The 16052-nt window shown below is 32.3% G+C and carries 13 protein-coding genes; 7 read left to right on the top strand and 6 right to left on the bottom strand.

What is annotated here, in order from left to right; translation table 11 throughout:
- Positions 1-175: 175 nt before the first annotated feature.
- The 6 genes from FUA24_RS12265 to FUA24_RS12245 all read right to left on the bottom strand — a co-directional run bounded on the left by FUA24_RS12265 (position 176) and on the right by FUA24_RS12245 (position 8851).
- The gene (locus tag FUA24_RS12265) at positions 176-1777 is read right to left on the bottom strand and encodes a RagB/SusD family nutrient uptake outer membrane protein (protein WP_148542705.1); all 1602 of its coding nucleotides are present in this window, start codon (positions 1775-1777) and stop codon (positions 176-178) included.
- Between the two features lie 11 nt (positions 1778-1788).
- Positions 1789-5124: a SusC/RagA family TonB-linked outer membrane protein gene (locus tag FUA24_RS12260; RefSeq protein WP_148542703.1), complete on the bottom strand. Its 3336-nt coding sequence runs from the start codon at positions 5122-5124 to the stop codon at positions 1789-1791.
- A 148-nt stretch (positions 5125-5272) separates the two neighbouring features.
- Entirely contained in the window at positions 5273-6454 is a 1182-nt protein-coding gene (locus FUA24_RS12255; RefSeq protein WP_148542701.1) for a FecR family protein, read from the bottom strand.
- A 143-nt stretch (positions 6455-6597) separates the two neighbouring features.
- Positions 6598-7146, bottom strand: coding sequence for an RNA polymerase sigma-70 factor (locus tag FUA24_RS12250; protein WP_246147036.1), 549 nt, complete (start codon positions 7144-7146; stop codon positions 6598-6600).
- Between the two features lie 501 nt (positions 7147-7647).
- On the bottom strand, positions 7648-7806 hold the full coding sequence (locus tag FUA24_RS25215; protein WP_187388272.1) for a hypothetical protein: 159 nt from the start codon (positions 7804-7806) through the stop codon (positions 7648-7650).
- Positions 7796-8851: a ferredoxin--NADP reductase gene (locus FUA24_RS12245; RefSeq protein WP_148542699.1), complete on the bottom strand. Its 1056-nt coding sequence runs from the start codon at positions 8849-8851 to the stop codon at positions 7796-7798. The genes FUA24_RS25215 and FUA24_RS12245 overlap by 11 nt, the downstream gene beginning before the upstream one ends.
- A 129-nt stretch (positions 8852-8980) precedes the next feature.
- Between FUA24_RS12245 and FUA24_RS12240 the strand changes: the two genes are divergently transcribed.
- From FUA24_RS12240 to atpB, 7 genes are all read left to right on the top strand, one after another.
- On the top strand, positions 8981-10453 hold the full coding sequence (locus tag FUA24_RS12240) for a DUF5687 family protein (RefSeq protein WP_148542697.1): 1473 nt from the start codon (positions 8981-8983) through the stop codon (positions 10451-10453).
- 5 nt (positions 10454-10458) lie between these two features.
- Entirely contained in the window at positions 10459-11154 is a 696-nt protein-coding gene (locus FUA24_RS12235) for an ABC transporter ATP-binding protein (RefSeq protein ID WP_148542695.1), read from the top strand.
- Positions 11155-11249: 95 nt separating this feature from the next.
- Positions 11250-13820 carry a type IX secretion system periplasmic lipoprotein PorW/SprE gene (porW, locus tag FUA24_RS12230; RefSeq protein ID WP_148542693.1) on the top strand — a complete coding sequence of 857 codons (2571 nt, stop codon included), beginning with the start codon at positions 11250-11252 and terminating at the stop codon, positions 13818-13820.
- Between the two features lie 24 nt (positions 13821-13844).
- Positions 13845-14258, top strand: coding sequence for a bactofilin family protein (locus FUA24_RS12225; RefSeq protein ID WP_148542691.1), 414 nt, complete (start codon positions 13845-13847; stop codon positions 14256-14258).
- A complete protein-coding gene (locus FUA24_RS12220; protein WP_246147035.1) occupies positions 14221-14448 on the top strand; it encodes an AtpZ/AtpI family protein in 228 nt (75 codons plus the stop codon). The genes FUA24_RS12225 and FUA24_RS12220 overlap by 38 nt, the downstream gene beginning before the upstream one ends.
- Positions 14445-14843 (top strand): DUF6168 family protein, encoded by a 399-nt coding sequence (locus tag FUA24_RS12215; RefSeq protein WP_148542689.1) that lies wholly within the window; start codon positions 14445-14447, stop codon positions 14841-14843. Before FUA24_RS12220 ends, FUA24_RS12215 begins: the two co-directional genes overlap by 4 nt.
- Before the next feature lie 158 nt (positions 14844-15001).
- Positions 15002-16021 carry a F0F1 ATP synthase subunit A gene (gene atpB, locus FUA24_RS12210; RefSeq protein WP_246147034.1) on the top strand — a complete coding sequence of 340 codons (1020 nt, stop codon included), beginning with the start codon at positions 15002-15004 and terminating at the stop codon, positions 16019-16021.
- The last annotated feature ends 31 nt before the right edge of the window (positions 16022-16052 follow it).

Raw genomic sequence — 16052 nt, 5'->3', positions numbered from 1 at the left:
AGCCTAGTGAAGTGCATGAGTTTTAATAGGGTATAAATAATGGAAAATGAACTGTAGCTAATTTACAAAATTGAGTAGTGATTTTATAATATATACTAGCTAAAAAGAGGTTTGCATATTAAGAAAAACGGCAAGGTGTAACCCTTGCCGTTTAAAAGTTTATGCTAGTAAAATATTAATTTCCTAAACCAGGAAGTAAATCTATTTCAGCAATTGGAATTGGAGCAAAATAGTTATCTGTTCCAGTGGATCCTATTACGTCATTTTGAACAGCAATAATACCACCATTAACTACATCTGGAGTAACTTGAGGATCTCTGTTTGCAAATGCGTCTGCAACAAGCTCTAAACGAACTAAGTCATTCCATCTAATCCACTCTCCAGCAAGTTCCCATTTACGTTCTTGAACTGCTAAATCGGCTAAATCGCCACTAGACACATCTTGGTACATTAAAGATGGGTGATCTTCCCAAGCAGATTCATCTGCATTTCTAACACGTTGTGAAACAGCAGAACCATAGGCTGTCATATAATCTAAACCAGCAGCTCTTCTTCTTACCATGTTAAGCGCTTCCCAAGCATCTGCAGAAGAACTACCAGAACGTGCTGAAGCCTCAGCATATATTAATAATACTTCTGGATATCTCATGTAGTAATCACTTCTATCTGTAAAGTGGAAACCAACAGCAACGTTATCTTCGTTTGCTGGACCTACAATTTTTCTAAATACAGGAGTTACTTGATCACTAAAGTTAACCCAATCTGCATCCATTCTGTAAGTAGCATTTTTTCTTGCTCCTTCTGGGAAATCCTCAAAATATCTAATTTCAGCAAAGGTTTCTCCCCAACCTCTATTATCAGATGGCCAACCTAATCTTGCAAATTTACCATTTCTAGTACCACAAGACACGCAATAAGGAATTGTCCAAACAGATTCTTTAGTAAATCTTCCGGCTAAACTCCAAATTTTACCAGGATCTTCTTCTAATTCAAAACCGTGTGCTGCGGCATTGTCAATAACCTCTTTAGCAGTACTGGCTGCTAAAGCATATTTAGAGTTGTCTTTAACAGGGAAACCTGCCCAATCCATATATAATCTTGCAAGCATAGCTTTTGCAGAACCAGAGTTTGGTCTAGGAGCACCATCTTGAACACCTGGATAAAGGTCTGGTAATAACTCTGCAGCTTTTAAGAAATCTGCTTCAATTTGCTGAAGTACTTCTAACTCTGAGCTTAAAGTAATTTCAAAATCAATGTCTGGAGTTGTTAGTAAAGCTATTCTACCATGTACACGATATAAATGGAAGAACATAGCACCTCTTAAGAAATAAGTTTCCCCTAAAAGTGCGTTTTGTTCATCTTCCTGACCAACGAATACAGTTTCACCTATGTTTTTTAGTACTGTGTTGGCATTAAAAATCATACCATATATATTTCTCCAGTTACTAACAGTTCTGTTATTCTCGTTAGTAATGGCTCTTTGGTCATGTTCCCTAAAGTCAGCTTTATTACTCGCCTTGTGTGTAGTAATGTCATCTCCAGACCAACCGTTTACATAAAAAGTAGACCACTGAGATGCATTCCTTAAACTTGCATAAATACCTGTAACACCTAAGCTTAACTCAGAAATATCTGTGTAAGCTCCTGGAGCTAATTGAACTTCTCCTGGATTTTCATCTAATGGCACACAGCCTTGAAATCCTATTGATAAAACCAATCCAGTTACTATTAAAGAAAATAGACCTTTAAGGTTTTTTAAATTTGTGTGTTTTTTCATAATCTATTTTTTTAATTTTTTAATCTAAACTTTACTCCAACAGTATAAACACGTGGGTTAGGATATGCTCCCGTATCAATACTTGGAGCATCATCTACTGTACCTCCATTATTTGCAGCTCTAGAAGTAATTTCAGGGTCATAACCTTCGTAATCAGAAATTACGAACAGATTCTGTCCACCAGCATAAACTTTAATAGATTCAAAACCTTTAACATCTGTAAATGTATATCCTAAATTAAGGTTAGCTAATCTTACGAAACCACCATTTTCAATGTATCGTGTAGAACCAAAGTCATTAGCTCCCCCTGCAGGAATTTCAGTTTCATTTTGAGGAGTCCATTGGTTTAGCTGCATTGGATGGTTAAAACTTCTTTGGTTACCAGTAGCACCAACTATTTGACCTTTAAGTGCATTTAATATTTCATTACCATGAGATCCTTGGAAGAAGAAGTTTAAGTCCCAATTTTTGTATGTTAAAGTGTTATTAAGACCCCAAACTGCTGTTGGTGTACCATTACCAATAACTCTAACAACACGATCTCCGTTAGAATCTCTTAAATATTTTGCATCACCAGGAACACGTCCATAAGTTGCTGCCTCAGCAGCCTCTGAAGTTTTCCAAGTTCCTAAGAAAACAGTTCCTTGAATTTGCCCTAAAGGTTCATTTAAGTTAAAAACGTTCCATGTTCTACCTTGTCCGTCTATACTATTAAACGTTCCCTCTAATGATTCAATTGTGTTACCGTTAGTATCGGTACCTAAATCAACAATTTTGTTTTTTATGAAAGAGATACTGAAGTTAGAATCCCAACTAAAATCGTCTGTATTCACTAAAGAAGCACCTATAGTTAAATCGATACCTGTATTTTCTGTTTCACCAACATTTTGAATTTGAGATTGACCTGGTCCTACTAAAGTTGCAGGAATTGGTACAGCTAGTAATAAATCTGTAGTATTCTTTTTGTACCAGTCTACACTAACGTTAAACTTACCATCAAATAATCCAAAATCAACACCTACGTTTGTTTGTGTAGTGGTTTCCCAAGTAGTATCAGCGTTACCAATTGTTCCAACAGTAGAACCAACTTCTCTGGTAACACCATCAAAAGCAAATACTCTATTTAAACTAACAGAATCAAATGTACTGTAAATACCAATGTTTTGGTTACCTACTTGTCCCCAACCAGCTCTAAGTTTTAATGCACTAAAGAAATTGCTGTCTTGAATAAAATCCAAATTAGAGAAGTTATAAGAACCAGCAAAAGAGTAGAAAGTACCCCATTTGTTATCTCCTTGGAATCTTGAAGAACCATCACGACGAACTGTACCTGTTAAGAATAATTCTTCGTTTAGGTTATATTCTAAACGTGCCATAACAGACTCAATAGAACTTTCTGTTTTATTATTGTTAAAGTTGAATCCAGCATTAAGTTCAGCTAAATAATAGCTTAAAGGACCTTGTAAGTTATCTACATTAACGTTAATTGCTTTTCCAATTCCTTCTTGGAACTCATATAAACCTGTTAATTTGAAATTGTGTTTTCCAAAAGATTTATTGTAAGTTAAAATGTTACTTACCTGATGGTTTCTAGATTGGTTTCCATTATAAGCAGCATCAGTTTCACCATAATCTCTTAGCGTTCTTTCTTGACTTCTGTTAAATGTGCTAGCACCTGCTACTAATGTGTAATTTAAGCTTTCAGAGATGTCATAACTTACATTAGCTGTAGCGTTTAATCTGTCTTGAGTATCTTGAATATTACTTTGGTTTAATCTAGCAATTGGGTTATAGTTTAACGAAGCTAAAGATCTAGTAGAACCTTCATTCCAGTTACCATCTGCGTCTCTTAATGGCGTTAAAGGATCCCAGTTTACTGCATGAGCAACTAAACTTCCTTGAAAACGGCTAAAGTTATTGATGTCGTTAGTAGATGTTCCTCTACTAGCAAAAACATTAACTCCAATTTTAAGTTTATCAGTAATGTTAGAATTTACATTAGCTCTTATGGAGTATCTTTCGTATTCAGTTGTAATAACTGTACCTTCTTGATTAACATAGTTACCAGAGATAAAGTAATTTACATCATCAGTACCACCACTATATGATAATTGTAGATTACTTGTTAAACCAGTTTGAAAAATTTCGTCTTGGTAATCAACCCCTCCAGTAATAGCTAAAGCGTCAATTTCACTTTGAGGAATAAACTCGTTACCTCTTCTTATGTTTTCAATTCTTGCAAAGTCTGCAGCTCTACTTCCTTGTAAGGTTGGGAGCCTTTTTGGAACTTCAGAGAAAGATGTAAACATGTCTACATCTAGTTTTCCTTTACCAGAACCTTTTTTAGTCGTAATTAAGATTACACCATTTGCACCTCGAGAACCGTAAATAGCAGTTGCCGAAGCATCCTTTAAGACATCCATTGTTGCAATGTCATTAGGGTTTAATGTTCTTAAGTCTCCACCAATAATTCCGTCAATAACCACTAAAGGATCGTTGTTACCAGTAATAGAGTTTGTACCACGAATACGAATTTTTACAGGAGCACCAGGAGCACCAGAGTTTCTTGCAACAGTTACACCAGCAGCTCTACCTTGTAATGCATCTTCAACCCTTGACATTGGTTGATCTTCAAAAGATTTTGAAGATACACGAGATACAGAACCAGTTAAATCACTCTTTTTTGCAGTACCATATCCAATTACTACAACCTCATCAAGTTGGGCTGCATCTTCAACTAGTGTAATGGTAATAGAAGAATCGTCTCCTACAGTTACACTTTGTGTAATAAAACCTAAGTAGGATACCTCTAAAACATCTCCAGAAGAGGCAGATAAGCTAAAGTTTCCGTCAAAATCTGTAACGGTACCTTTTGTTGTTCCTTTAACAATTACGTTGGCTCCTGCAACAGGAACTCCAGCTTCATCTACTACGGTTCCGGAGATAGTTTGTTGGAGAGTAGCGTCATTAACTGACGTTTGGTGCTTACTTCTGTCTAACACCAATATTATTTGCTTGTTTAATACTTCAAAATTTATTTTAGTATCACTAAAAATGTGATTTAGTATTTTGTTGATTTTAGTTTTTTTGAAGTTTACTGTAACACGTTTTTTATAATCAACTTCTTTGTCGTTATATAAAAACTTGAACTCAGATTTACTTTCAATTGTGCGCAACACGTTTTCTATGCTAACATCATTTAATTCGATAGAAATCTTAGTATTCTGCGAATATGAATTAGCATGAATCTGAAAAAGTGATATCAAAAATAGATAAACGGTAAGTTTCATTTTCAAATCAAACTTAAAATTGGGAATAGACTTCCCAAGCATAAATAGAATTTTCATACTTTTGTTAATAGTTTAGTGGTTTAATAAAATGTTTTAAATTACTAGTAGTCAATCGGGGAATGTTGCAGCATTTCCCGATTTTTTTGTTTAAGCGGAGTTGTTTTTCATGTCATAGTTTAGTCTCATTTTTAGTTATTGTTTAGTTTTAGTTAATGGTTATTTGATCTTGCTTTATCTCATAAGTAAATTCATAGTTTTTACTAAATGATAATAAAACCTGATCAATAGATTCTATATCAAAACTTGCGGTAAATGTTTCATTTGCAAGTTCTGTATTGGTGTTTGTAATAGAAACGTTATAGTGTCTTTCCAGTTTTTTAAGTATGTTTTTAAAAACCATATGTTCAAAAACAACTTTGCCGTCAATCCAGGCGGTATATATTCGCGTGTCTACGTTGTTAACAACAACATTACCGTTTTCCTTTTTCCAATCTGCTTTATGACCTGGTTTAAGTAGGGTTTTGTTTTCGTTTTCAGTAGAGTTTATAGTAACGGCACCTTCAACAAGAACAGTGTTAACAGAAGGGTCTTCTGGGTAAGAAGAAACATTAAATTTGGTTCCAAGAACTTCAACATTCATATTGTTTGTATGAACAATAAAAGGTTGTTCTTTATTCTCGGTAACATCAAAAAAGGCTTCCCCTTCTAAAAAGACATCTCTATTTTCTCCTTTTATGAATTTTACGGGATATCTTATGGAACTTCCTGCGTTTAGGTGCACAATTGTGTTATCCGATAAAGTAATCTGAAAAACTTTGCCGTAAGGAATGGTTAGCTTATTATAAACAAGTTTTTCAGGTTCTTTTTCTAAAGCATTTTCTTTATAGTTAAGATTCGCTCCTTTCTGAACACCTACAACTTTGCCACTTTCATCAACAATATTTCTCGTGCCATCTGCAGTAATAATCTCTTTTTTTCCATTTCCCAACTCTAATACTATATGATCTTGAGCTTTGGTATCGGTTGTAGAAATACTAGAACTAGGGTTAGTTATTAATTTAGAATTATCGGTAATTGAGAAATAGTATGCTAAACCAAAACATAACACTATAGCCGCAGCTATTCTTGTAAAAAACGTAGTAAAACTTTTAGATTCCTTTTGATAAGGGCTTACTTTGTTCCAGTCTTGATTCTTAGTCTTATTAATGGATTTTATTTGAAGATCGCGTTCTTTTCTATAATCATCATTGGTAAGTTTTTCGAGAATTTCTGAGGTATCAGTATCCGAAAAGTTGTTGCTAATATCAGAAGAATCAATTGGCTCCTCATGTATAATATTTAAAGCAACACTTTTAGATATTTTAATAATTCTCTTAATGATATTCATTAAAAAGAGGCGTTTTAGTTTAGTTAGGCTATAACTATAACGATATAGTTTTGAATAGGGGTGAAAAAAAAATCACTTTTTTTTAAAAAATGATAAAATTGCACTCCTAAAAATGCTTAAATGACAAAAAATTAACTATTTACTTAGAAAAATAAATTTATAAGCAATAGGTAGGCTCCTTTTAGTAATGGACGTAATTTTTGATAAGCAATACGTTTTTGAGTTTTAACGGTATTCAGAGAAATACTAAGTTCTTCTGATATTTGCTTATTTTCAAGTCCTTTTAAGCTTAAATTGATGATTCTTTTACATTTGTAAGGCAATGTACTGATGGCCTCATTTACCAGTCTTGAGGTTTCTTCAATTAAAACTTGTTTTTCAAAATAACTTTGCGAAGTAAGTTCATTTAGGGTTTCTGGTTGTAGGCTAGTTTTTGCTTTAAATTCCTTGGTTTTAATAAAATCTAAAGATTTATTTTTAACAGCTGTATAAAGAAAGGCTTTAACATTGTCATCATCGTTTAACAGTAGTTTATCATTCCAGATTTTGATAAAAATCTCTTGTACAATGTCTTTAGATGATTCCAGATTGTTTGTGTATTTACTTGAGAATACACATAGAGAGGGATAAAAAGTATCAAATAACTTTTTATAAACGTCTAGCCTTGTATTATTTTTTTCAATTAATTTCAAAATTCAACTATCAAAAAATATAGTAGGTTGTTTAACAACAATGGGTTAAATATGGCGGAAACTAATAATAAAAACTAAATCAATCTGGCCAAAAATAACAATTTAATACAACTAACAAAGATTTATTTAGATAAAAATAAAATTTCACTTGTTTTTTTACATAATTAACAGTGTTAAATTATATTTTTTGAATTATCTAAATAGTTTCAAATTGGGAACAAATTCCAATAATAAATTAGGTTAGTTCAAATTAAATTAAGAGCTCTTTTAAAATATACTCTATTTTATCATAGAGATAAACTATTTTAACATTATTTAGTTTGAATTTAAGATTTTTTCTTGAAAACAAAAATTTTTGGATTCAGTTTAAAAAATTGAAGTAAAAAGAAAGGTTATAAAATGTGTTCTAAATAGGCTTAAAAAAAGAAAGTATTTGGTGCGTTATAAAAAACCCAGAACGAAATGCTCTGGGTTTTAATTTTATAAGAACTGTTTTACAAATTAGTCTGTTCCGTTTAAGTTCGGATTTAAAACAGTATTACCTGCAGGAATTGTTGTCCACCAAAGTGACTTATCTGCAAGGTTTCTATTAGCATTAACCTGGACAACCGATATCTGATTTAAATTAAGACATCTGTTCCAGAATTCATTAAATATCATCAAAATCAACAACTATTTTAGGAGTTGTTGGGTGTGCTTGACAAGTAAGAATTAATCCTTCAGCTACTTCATTATCGGTTAGAATATTATTTTGTCTCATAGTAGCTTCACCTTCTTTTATTCTGGCTAAACAACTACTACAAATGCCTCCTTGGCATGAATAAGGAGCGTCTAAATCTTCGTCTAATGCTGCTTCTAAAACTGTTTGTTTTTGAGACATTTCAAAAGTAGATGTTTCATCATCAACTATTACTGTGATTTTAGTAGAACCCGTGGAAACAGTTTCTTCGGGTATTTCCGCTGGTTTTGCTGCTTTAAATAATTCGAAGTGAATTCGGCTTTCATCAATCCCGTTTTCAGTTAACACATCTTTTACCGTGTGAATCATGGCCTCTGGCCCACATAAATAAAAAGCATCCACGGTAATGTCTTTATGCTTATTTTTCATAACATAGTTTACCGTGCTTTTTTCTATTCTACCAAAAAGAGCGTTGTCTTCATCTTTTTGACTAAAAACAAACTGAATTGAAAATCGATCTTTATACTCATGTTGAAGTTCCAACAATTCTTTTAAGAACATTGTGTCTTGTGTAGTTTTATTACCATATACAAGGATAACTTTGCTATAAATTTCTTCTTCTAGAGCGCATTTTATAATACTTAGAATAGGTGTAATACCACTTCCTGCTGCAAAAAGAGCAATGTTTTTAGTTTTGCTATCGTTGGGCTCAAATGTAAATCTACCGTTTGGAGCAGCTACCTCCAACGTGTCACCGGCTTGTAGTTTATTGTTGGCATAAGCAGAAAAAGTGCCATCAACCACTTCTTTAATAGCTACCTTTAATTCATCACTTTTAGGAGAAACACATAAGGAATAGTCTCTTCTTACCTCATTACCATTTATGGTAGTTTTTAAAGTGATGTATTGTCCTGCTTTAAAAGAAAAGGTGTCTTTTAAATTTTCAGGAACATTAAAACTAATACTAACAGCTTTATCGGTTTCTCTATTTATATGTTTTATACTAAGTGTATGAAATGAAGACATGCTAATTATTTTTCTGCAAAAATAACTAAGTATACTTGTTATTTCTATTTATAGTTGTAACATTTACTAAAAATTAATTACTAACGTATTGTGTTTTAAAAACAATAACCCTTTTTTAAAGAAAAAACTATGGTTAAACGTTTTATAAGTTTGGAATGGAAGGCCTTTTTTAGATCGCCTTCTTTTAAGATGAATTTATTCTTAAAAATCCTATTAGGATTTAGTGCACTTTGTATGATAGTGTCCTTCTTAAGTATGGGTGTTGGGATCTTTTTTGTATTGAAGAAAAAATTAAATGTAGATCCATTAGTTTTTATAAATCAGTATCTCATATTCTATGTGATAATGGATTTAGTTATGAGGTACTTTCTTCAAAACATGCCTATTATAAATATTAGACCACTGTTGTATTTGCCCATAAAAAAGGGGAAGGTTGTGCATTTTGCTTTAAACAAAACGGTGTGGTCCTTTTTTAATATTGTACATGCCTTCTTTTTTATTCCTTTTTCTGTTGTTTTAGTTGCTCAGGGTTATCCGCTATTAAATGTAATGGGGTGGCATTTAGCTATAATGGCACTTATTTTTTCCAACAATTTTATTAATGTTTTTGTAAATAGTAAAGACTCTGTTTTTTATTCCGTTCTTGGAGTTATAATTGTTTTTGCATTGCTTAAATATTACGAAGTGTTTGATGTAACATCATTTACAGCTCCGGTTTTTCAAGCATTTTATGATATGCCGTATCTGGCAGTTATACCTATAATCTTATTGGTTGTGCTTTATAAAATGGCCTATAATTATTTTAAGAAGAACTTTTTCTTAGATGCAGGTTTGGCAAAAAAGGTTGAAATAGTTAAAAGTGAAGATTTTGCATGGTTAAACAGATTTGGAAGTGTGTCTACCTTTTTAAAGAATGATATTAGATTATTAAAGCGAAACAAACGTTCAAAAACAACATTGTTAATGAGTGGTATGTTCTTGTTTTACGGGTTGTTATTTTTCACGGGAGCAGTTGAAGCATACAAAGGCCCTTTCTGGAGAATTTTTGCTGGAATATTTGTTTCTGGTGGTTTCCTGTTTAGTTTTGGGCAATTTGTGCCTAGTTGGGACAGCGCTTACTACCCTTTAATGATGAGTCAAAACATTACCTATAAGGAGTATATTTCTTCAAAATGGTACTTAATGGTAATGGCAACGGTAGTTTCTACTATTTTATCTGTATTCTATTTGTATTTTGGGTGGCAAGCATATGCAGCTGTTGTTGTTGGTGCTATTTATAATATAGGTGTTAATTCTCATATGGTGCTTTGGGGTGGTGCTTACGTTAAAACACCAATAGATCTAACCTCTAATCAAAAGGCTTTCGGAGATAAAAAGTCTTTTAATGCAAAAACTTTATTGCTTACTATTCCTAAGTTGGTATTACCAATGGTTATTTATGCTGTTGGCCATTTTACCTTAGGAGAAACTTTTGGTTTTACTATAGTTGCTTTATCTGGAGTAGCTGGACTTCTATTTAAAAATAAAGTATTCGATATCATAGAAAAAGTATATAAATCTGAAAAGTACAAGACGCTTGCAGCTTACAAACAAAACGATTAAACATTATGATTACTACATCAAACCTTTCAAAAACATATAATACCAATCAAGTTTTAAATATTGAAGCATTAGAAATTCCTAAAGGCCAAAGTTTTGGCTTAGTTGGAAATAATGGTGCAGGTAAGACTACTTATTTTAGTTTGTTGCTAGATTTAATTCAACCTACAACGGGTCACATAATCAATAATAATGTACAAGTAGATAAGAGTGAGGATTGGAAACCTTTTACTTCGGCATTTATAGATGAAAGCTTTTTAATTGGGTATTTAACACCAGAAGAGTACTTCTATTTTATTGGGGAATTACGTGGGCAAAATAAAGCCGATGTTGATGCCCTTGTTGCTGAATACGAAGACTTTTTTCATGGTGAAATTTTAGGCCAGAAAAAGTATTTAAGAGATTTAAGTAAGGGAAATCAGAAGAAAGCAGGTATCGTTGCTGCATTAATTGGAAATCCCGAAGTAATTATTTTAGATGAACCTTTTGCAAATTTAGATCCAACTACCCAAATTCGTTTAAAAGGTATTGTTAAAGATTTAGCAGAAAAACAAGGTGTAACAGTTCTAATTTCCAGTCATGATTTATTGCATGTTACAGATGTCTGTGAACGTATTGTGGTGCTAGAAAAAGGAGAAATTATTAAAGACTTGGTTACCAGTGCAGCTACTTTAAAAGAGCTTGAAAACCACTTTGCTGGCTAGAACGTATTGTATTTTAGAAAAGATGTTTATTTTTACGTCTAGATATAATAATAACTATACTTTAGTAGTTATGTATTAGACTAAAAAAACCAACGGTGAACACATCTTTTAAAGCAATACTTACCTTAGTTTTTTCTACTTTATTAATAGCAGGTTGTTCTAGAAAAAAGGATAATTTTCTTAGTAGAAATTACCATGCCGTAACAGCAGAATTTAATGCCCTTTATAATGGTTATAATGCTTTAGAGCTAGGTAGAGAAAATTTAAATCAAAGCTATTTTGATGATTATTGGAATGTCTTGCCAATAGAACGTATGCAGATTTCTGATGAGGTGGTACTTCCTGGACAGTCCAAAAACGAAGATTTTACAAGAGCAGAAGAAAAAGCAGTAAAGGCTATTCAAAAGCATAGTATGAACATTGAGGAGAAAGAAAAAAATCCTCAAATGGATGAAGCCTATTTGCTTTTAGGTAAGGCTAGATATTTTGATCAACGTTTTATTCCGGCTGTAGAAGCTTTCAATTATATTCTTTATAAATACCCTGCAAGCGATAAGATAAATCAAGCAAAAGTTTGGCGAGAGAAGACTAACATTCGTCTAGATAACAATGAGCTTGCCATAACAAATCTAAAACGTTTGCTATATCAAGAAGATTTAGAGGGACAGGATCTCGCTGATGCCACATCAATGTTGGCTCAAGCATACATAAACATAAAATCTTTAGATAGTGCTATAACGCAGTTAGAAATTGCTTCTAATGCCACTAAAAGTAATGATGAAAGAGGACGTTACCGCTTTATTCAAGGTCAGCTTTACAATGAATTAGGTTATAAAGATAGTGCTAACATGTCTTTTGATAGAGTTATTGAGCTTAACCGAAGGACACCAAGAATCTATATGATTTCTGCGCATTTGGAAAAGGTTAAAAACTTCGATTTTGAAAATGGCAATAAATTAGAGACTTCTGAATTATTAGCAGATTTAGAAGAAAACAGAGAAAACCGCCCATTTTTGGATAAAATATACCATCAAATTGCTGTTTTTAATTTAAAAAATGGTTCAGACTCTATAGCAACAGCCTATTTCAATAAATCTTTAAAAGAAAGGTCTCCAGATAAAACGTTAACAGCAAAGAATTATGAAATTCTTGGTGATATGAATTTCGATAAATCTTTATATCGTGATGCTGGTTTGTATTATGACAGTACAATGGGTAGTTTGGTAAAAGATTCTAAACCTTTTAGGATAATAAAGCGAAAACGAGATAATCTAGAGGATGTTATTTATTATGAAGGTATTGCTCAGGTTAACGATAGCGTTTTACATTTAGTGAATTTATCTGAAGCTGATAGAGTTGCACATTTTGAAGCTTTTGTTCAAAAACTTAAGGAAAAAGCAGAGGCAGAGAAAGAAGAAAAGGAAAGACAGGAGGCTCTAAAACGAAACAACGGATTAGTAACTGTAAATAACAAGACTGGTAACCCAAATATTCCTGGAGGTTTGCCTAGGCAAGGAGCAACATTTTATTTTTACAATCCTACTACAGTAGCTTTTGGTAAAAATGAATTCATTAAAATTTGGGGAGACAGAGCCTTAGAAGACAACTGGCGTTGGTCTAGTAGAAGTTCTGGAGGTGTTTCAAACACTGGTGCAGAAACAGTCGATTTAGTTGCTACGGCCTCAGAAGAAGAGAAATTCAACCCCGAATTTTATATTTCCAAAATTCCTTCAGATAAAAAAGTGGTGGATAGTATTTATAAAGAAAGAAATTATGCTTACTACCAATTAGGACTCATTTATAAGGAAAAGTTTAAAGAGTTTGAGTTGGCAAAAGACAAGTTTCAAGAGCTGTTAAAAAGTAACCCTGAAGAACGCTTAATATTACCAACAAAATACAATCTTTACAAGATTTACGAAGCTTTAGGAGAGAATGATGAGGCTTCTATTGCTAAAGATGAGATTATAAAGAATTATCCCGAATCTAGATATGCCACTATTTTAAGTAATCCAGAATTGCTCTCTGGTAAAGATGAAAATAGTCCAGAAAGTTTGTATGAAGCCCTTTACGAGCAGCATGAAAATCAAAATTATGCTGAGGTTATTTCTAAATGCGAAGAATATATTAATCTTTATGATGGTGAAGCTATAGTACCTAAATTTGAACTCTTAAAAGCAACAGCCTTAGGAAGGTTAAATGGCTATGAGTCTTATCAAAATGCCATAAATTATGTGGCTGTAACTTATGCTAACACCCCCGAAGGTTTGCACGCACAAGATATGGCTAATAAAGTATTACCAAAATTGGCTAATAAGGAGTTTATTGATGAAAGTACAAATCTAACAGGTCATTATAAAGTGATTTTTTCTTTTGATAATAATGAGAAAGACAAAATGTTAGAGTTTAAAAAGAAGTTAGATGAAGTGCTTAAAGAAATAAAATATTATGACTTAACATCTTCTATAGATTTATACAATAAAGATACTACCTTTGTTGTTGTACATGGTTTAAAAAGCGGTCAGGTAGCAAAAACCTTTAATCAGCTTTTAAATGACGAGCAACAAAAAACAATTCAAGAACCCTATTTTGCAGTAGCGTCTTCGAATTATCAAATTATTCAAATTCATAAGAACTTGGAAGCCTTTTTAAACGTATATAATAATTAATAGCCCAAATAATAATTTAATAACATGTTTTCCGAAAATAAAAAACACAAAATGGTAGAGAACTCATCAAGTCAGAACATTATCGCTCAAGGAACTAAAATTGTTGGAGATTTAAATAGTGAAGGAGATTTTAGAATAGATGGAACAATAGAAGGTAATGTTATAACTAAAGGTAAAGTAGTTGTAGGTAAAGCAGGCTTTATTAAAGGTACTTTACAAGGGACTGATGCTTATTTTGAAGGAAAGTTTTCTGGAAACTTATCGCTTTCAGGAACCTTAACTTTAAAATCTTCTGCAGAAATAGAAGGAGAAGTTGTTGCAGGAAAACTTGCTGTAGAACCAGGAGCTACCTTTAATGTTACTTGTGTAATGAAAGGAGGTTCGCAACACTTAAACAAAGTTGGAAAACAAAGACAAGGAGCCGAAAAAACAGCTTAAACAAATAGCTGCCTTATCTGGAATTGCTATTCAGATGGGATTAACCATTTACCTATTTGTTATGTTAGGGAAATGGTTGGATGCTACCTATAACAATTCCGGAAAAGCTTTTCTAATTATATGCACATTAGTTGGTGTTGCAATAGCTCTTTATGCAGTGCTTAAACAAATTAATAGGTTAAATCCGTGACACTCAAACAGGTTGTTTTAAAGTCTCTAGTTCTTTTTTTTATTGCCGCCGTTATTTTCTTAATACACTTTGGATTAAATAGTGTTTTTGGTAGTCCAGTTGATTTTTACGAACTGGTTTATGCTTATTGCATGAATCTTTTAATGGCCTATATTGTTATTTACTTACTTTTCTTTTTAAAAAATAAACTTAAAGACCAATTAGGATTTATATTTATGGTAGCCAGTTTACTTAAGTTTGGTGCCTTTTTTATTCTTTTTTATCCCACATATAATTCTGATGGTGATTTAAGCAGATTAGAGTTTTTAACTTTCTTTATTCCTTATGCGGTTTGCCTTGTTGTTGAATGCGTTATACTATCTAAGATTCTGGCTAGTTTAGATGCTTATAAATAGTTAAACTACAGTAAAGTAAATAATATTAAAATTTGTTTTTTGCTTTTGATATAAAAGCATACCTTTGCACCGATTTTTAAGCCACTATTTAAACGAGTGATATGCGAAATAGTTTTTCTTTGAAAACAATTTGTTTGTTTTTTTTGTTTGTTACCACAATGTCTTTTGCAAAAGAAGAGACTAAAAAAGGAGGAGAAGGTGACATTAAAACTGAAATAAAGGAATATATAAATCACCACTTATTAGACTCATATGATTTTAGTTTAACATCATATACTACTGAGTCTGGAGAACATAAATACATTGGTTTTCCTTTACCAGTTATTTTATGGGACAATGGTTTAAAAGTGTTCTCATCATCTAAATTGCATCATGGAGAATCTGTAGCAGAAGTAGATGGGAATTACTACAAGTCTTTTCACGGTAAAATTTATAAAACAGATGCCTCTGGGACTATAAATTATGATGACCACCATCATGCAACAAACGAGAAGCCTTTAGATTTTTCAATTACTAAAAATGTATTTACAATATTCTTGGTTGCATTGCTTATGTTCTTTATGTTTAGCAGAATGGCTAAGAAGTATAAAAAGGGAGCGCTTCCTAAAGGAATGGGTAGGTTCTTAGAGCCAATTATTCTTTACATTAGAGATGATATTGCTATCCCGAATATTGGAAAGAAGAAATACAAAAGATACATGCCGTATCTATTAACTGTATTCTTCTTTATATGGATTATAAACTTATTAGGTTTAACACCGCTTGGTGTAAACGTTACAAATAACATAGCTGTAACTTTAGCATTAGCTTTAATAACTTACTTTTTAACCACATTTACAGCTAATAAAAATTACTGGGGTCACATTTTCTGGATGCCAGGTGTTCCTACTCCAATGAAAATAATTTTAGCACCTATAGAATTGTTAGGTACTATTATTAAACCTTTCTCATTAATGATTCGTTTGTATGCAAACATTACGGCTGGTCATATTGTATTAATGAGCATTATAGGTTTAATGTTTATTTTCAAAAACTGGATAGGTAGTTCTTTGTCATTTGGTTTGGCTTTCGCTTTATCATTATTAGAACTTTTAGTAGCAGCATTACAAGCGTATATTTTTACAATGTTATCTGCTTTATATTTTGGGTCGGCTGTAGAAGAACACCACGACCACTAAAAATTTGAATGTTTAATTTTAATATATATAC

The sequence above is a fragment of the Seonamhaeicola marinus genome, assembly GCF_008085455.1.
The sequence above is the reverse complement of the archived record's forward strand: the minus strand, read 5'-3'. Positions and strand labels throughout refer to the sequence as shown.

What these genes read in the sequence shown, in the direction of transcription:
- FUA24_RS12265 (WP_148542705.1), bottom strand. Translation starts at nt 1,777, where the DNA reads ATGAAAAAACACACAAATTTAAAAAACCTTAAAGGTCTATTTTCTTTA.
- FUA24_RS12260 (WP_148542703.1), bottom strand. Translation starts at nt 5,124, where the DNA reads ATGAAAATTCTATTTATGCTTGGGAAGTCTATTCCCAATTTTAAGTTT.
- FUA24_RS12255 (WP_148542701.1), bottom strand. Translation starts at nt 6,454, where the DNA reads ATGAATATCATTAAGAGAATTATTAAAATATCTAAAAGTGTTGCTTTA.
- FUA24_RS25215 (WP_187388272.1), bottom strand. Translation starts at nt 7,806, where the DNA reads ATGATATTTAATGAATTCTGGAACAGATGTCTTAATTTAAATCAGATA.
- FUA24_RS12245 (WP_148542699.1), bottom strand. Translation starts at nt 8,851, where the DNA reads ATGTCTTCATTTCATACACTTAGTATAAAACATATAAATAGAGAAACC.
- FUA24_RS12240 (WP_148542697.1), top strand. Translation starts at nt 8,981, where the DNA reads ATGGTTAAACGTTTTATAAGTTTGGAATGGAAGGCCTTTTTTAGATCG.
- FUA24_RS12235 (WP_148542695.1), top strand. Translation starts at nt 10,459, where the DNA reads ATGATTACTACATCAAACCTTTCAAAAACATATAATACCAATCAAGTT.
- FUA24_RS12225 (WP_148542691.1), top strand. Translation starts at nt 13,845, where the DNA reads ATGTTTTCCGAAAATAAAAAACACAAAATGGTAGAGAACTCATCAAGT.
- atpB (WP_246147034.1), top strand. Translation starts at nt 15,002, where the DNA reads ATGTCTTTTGCAAAAGAAGAGACTAAAAAAGGAGGAGAAGGTGACATT.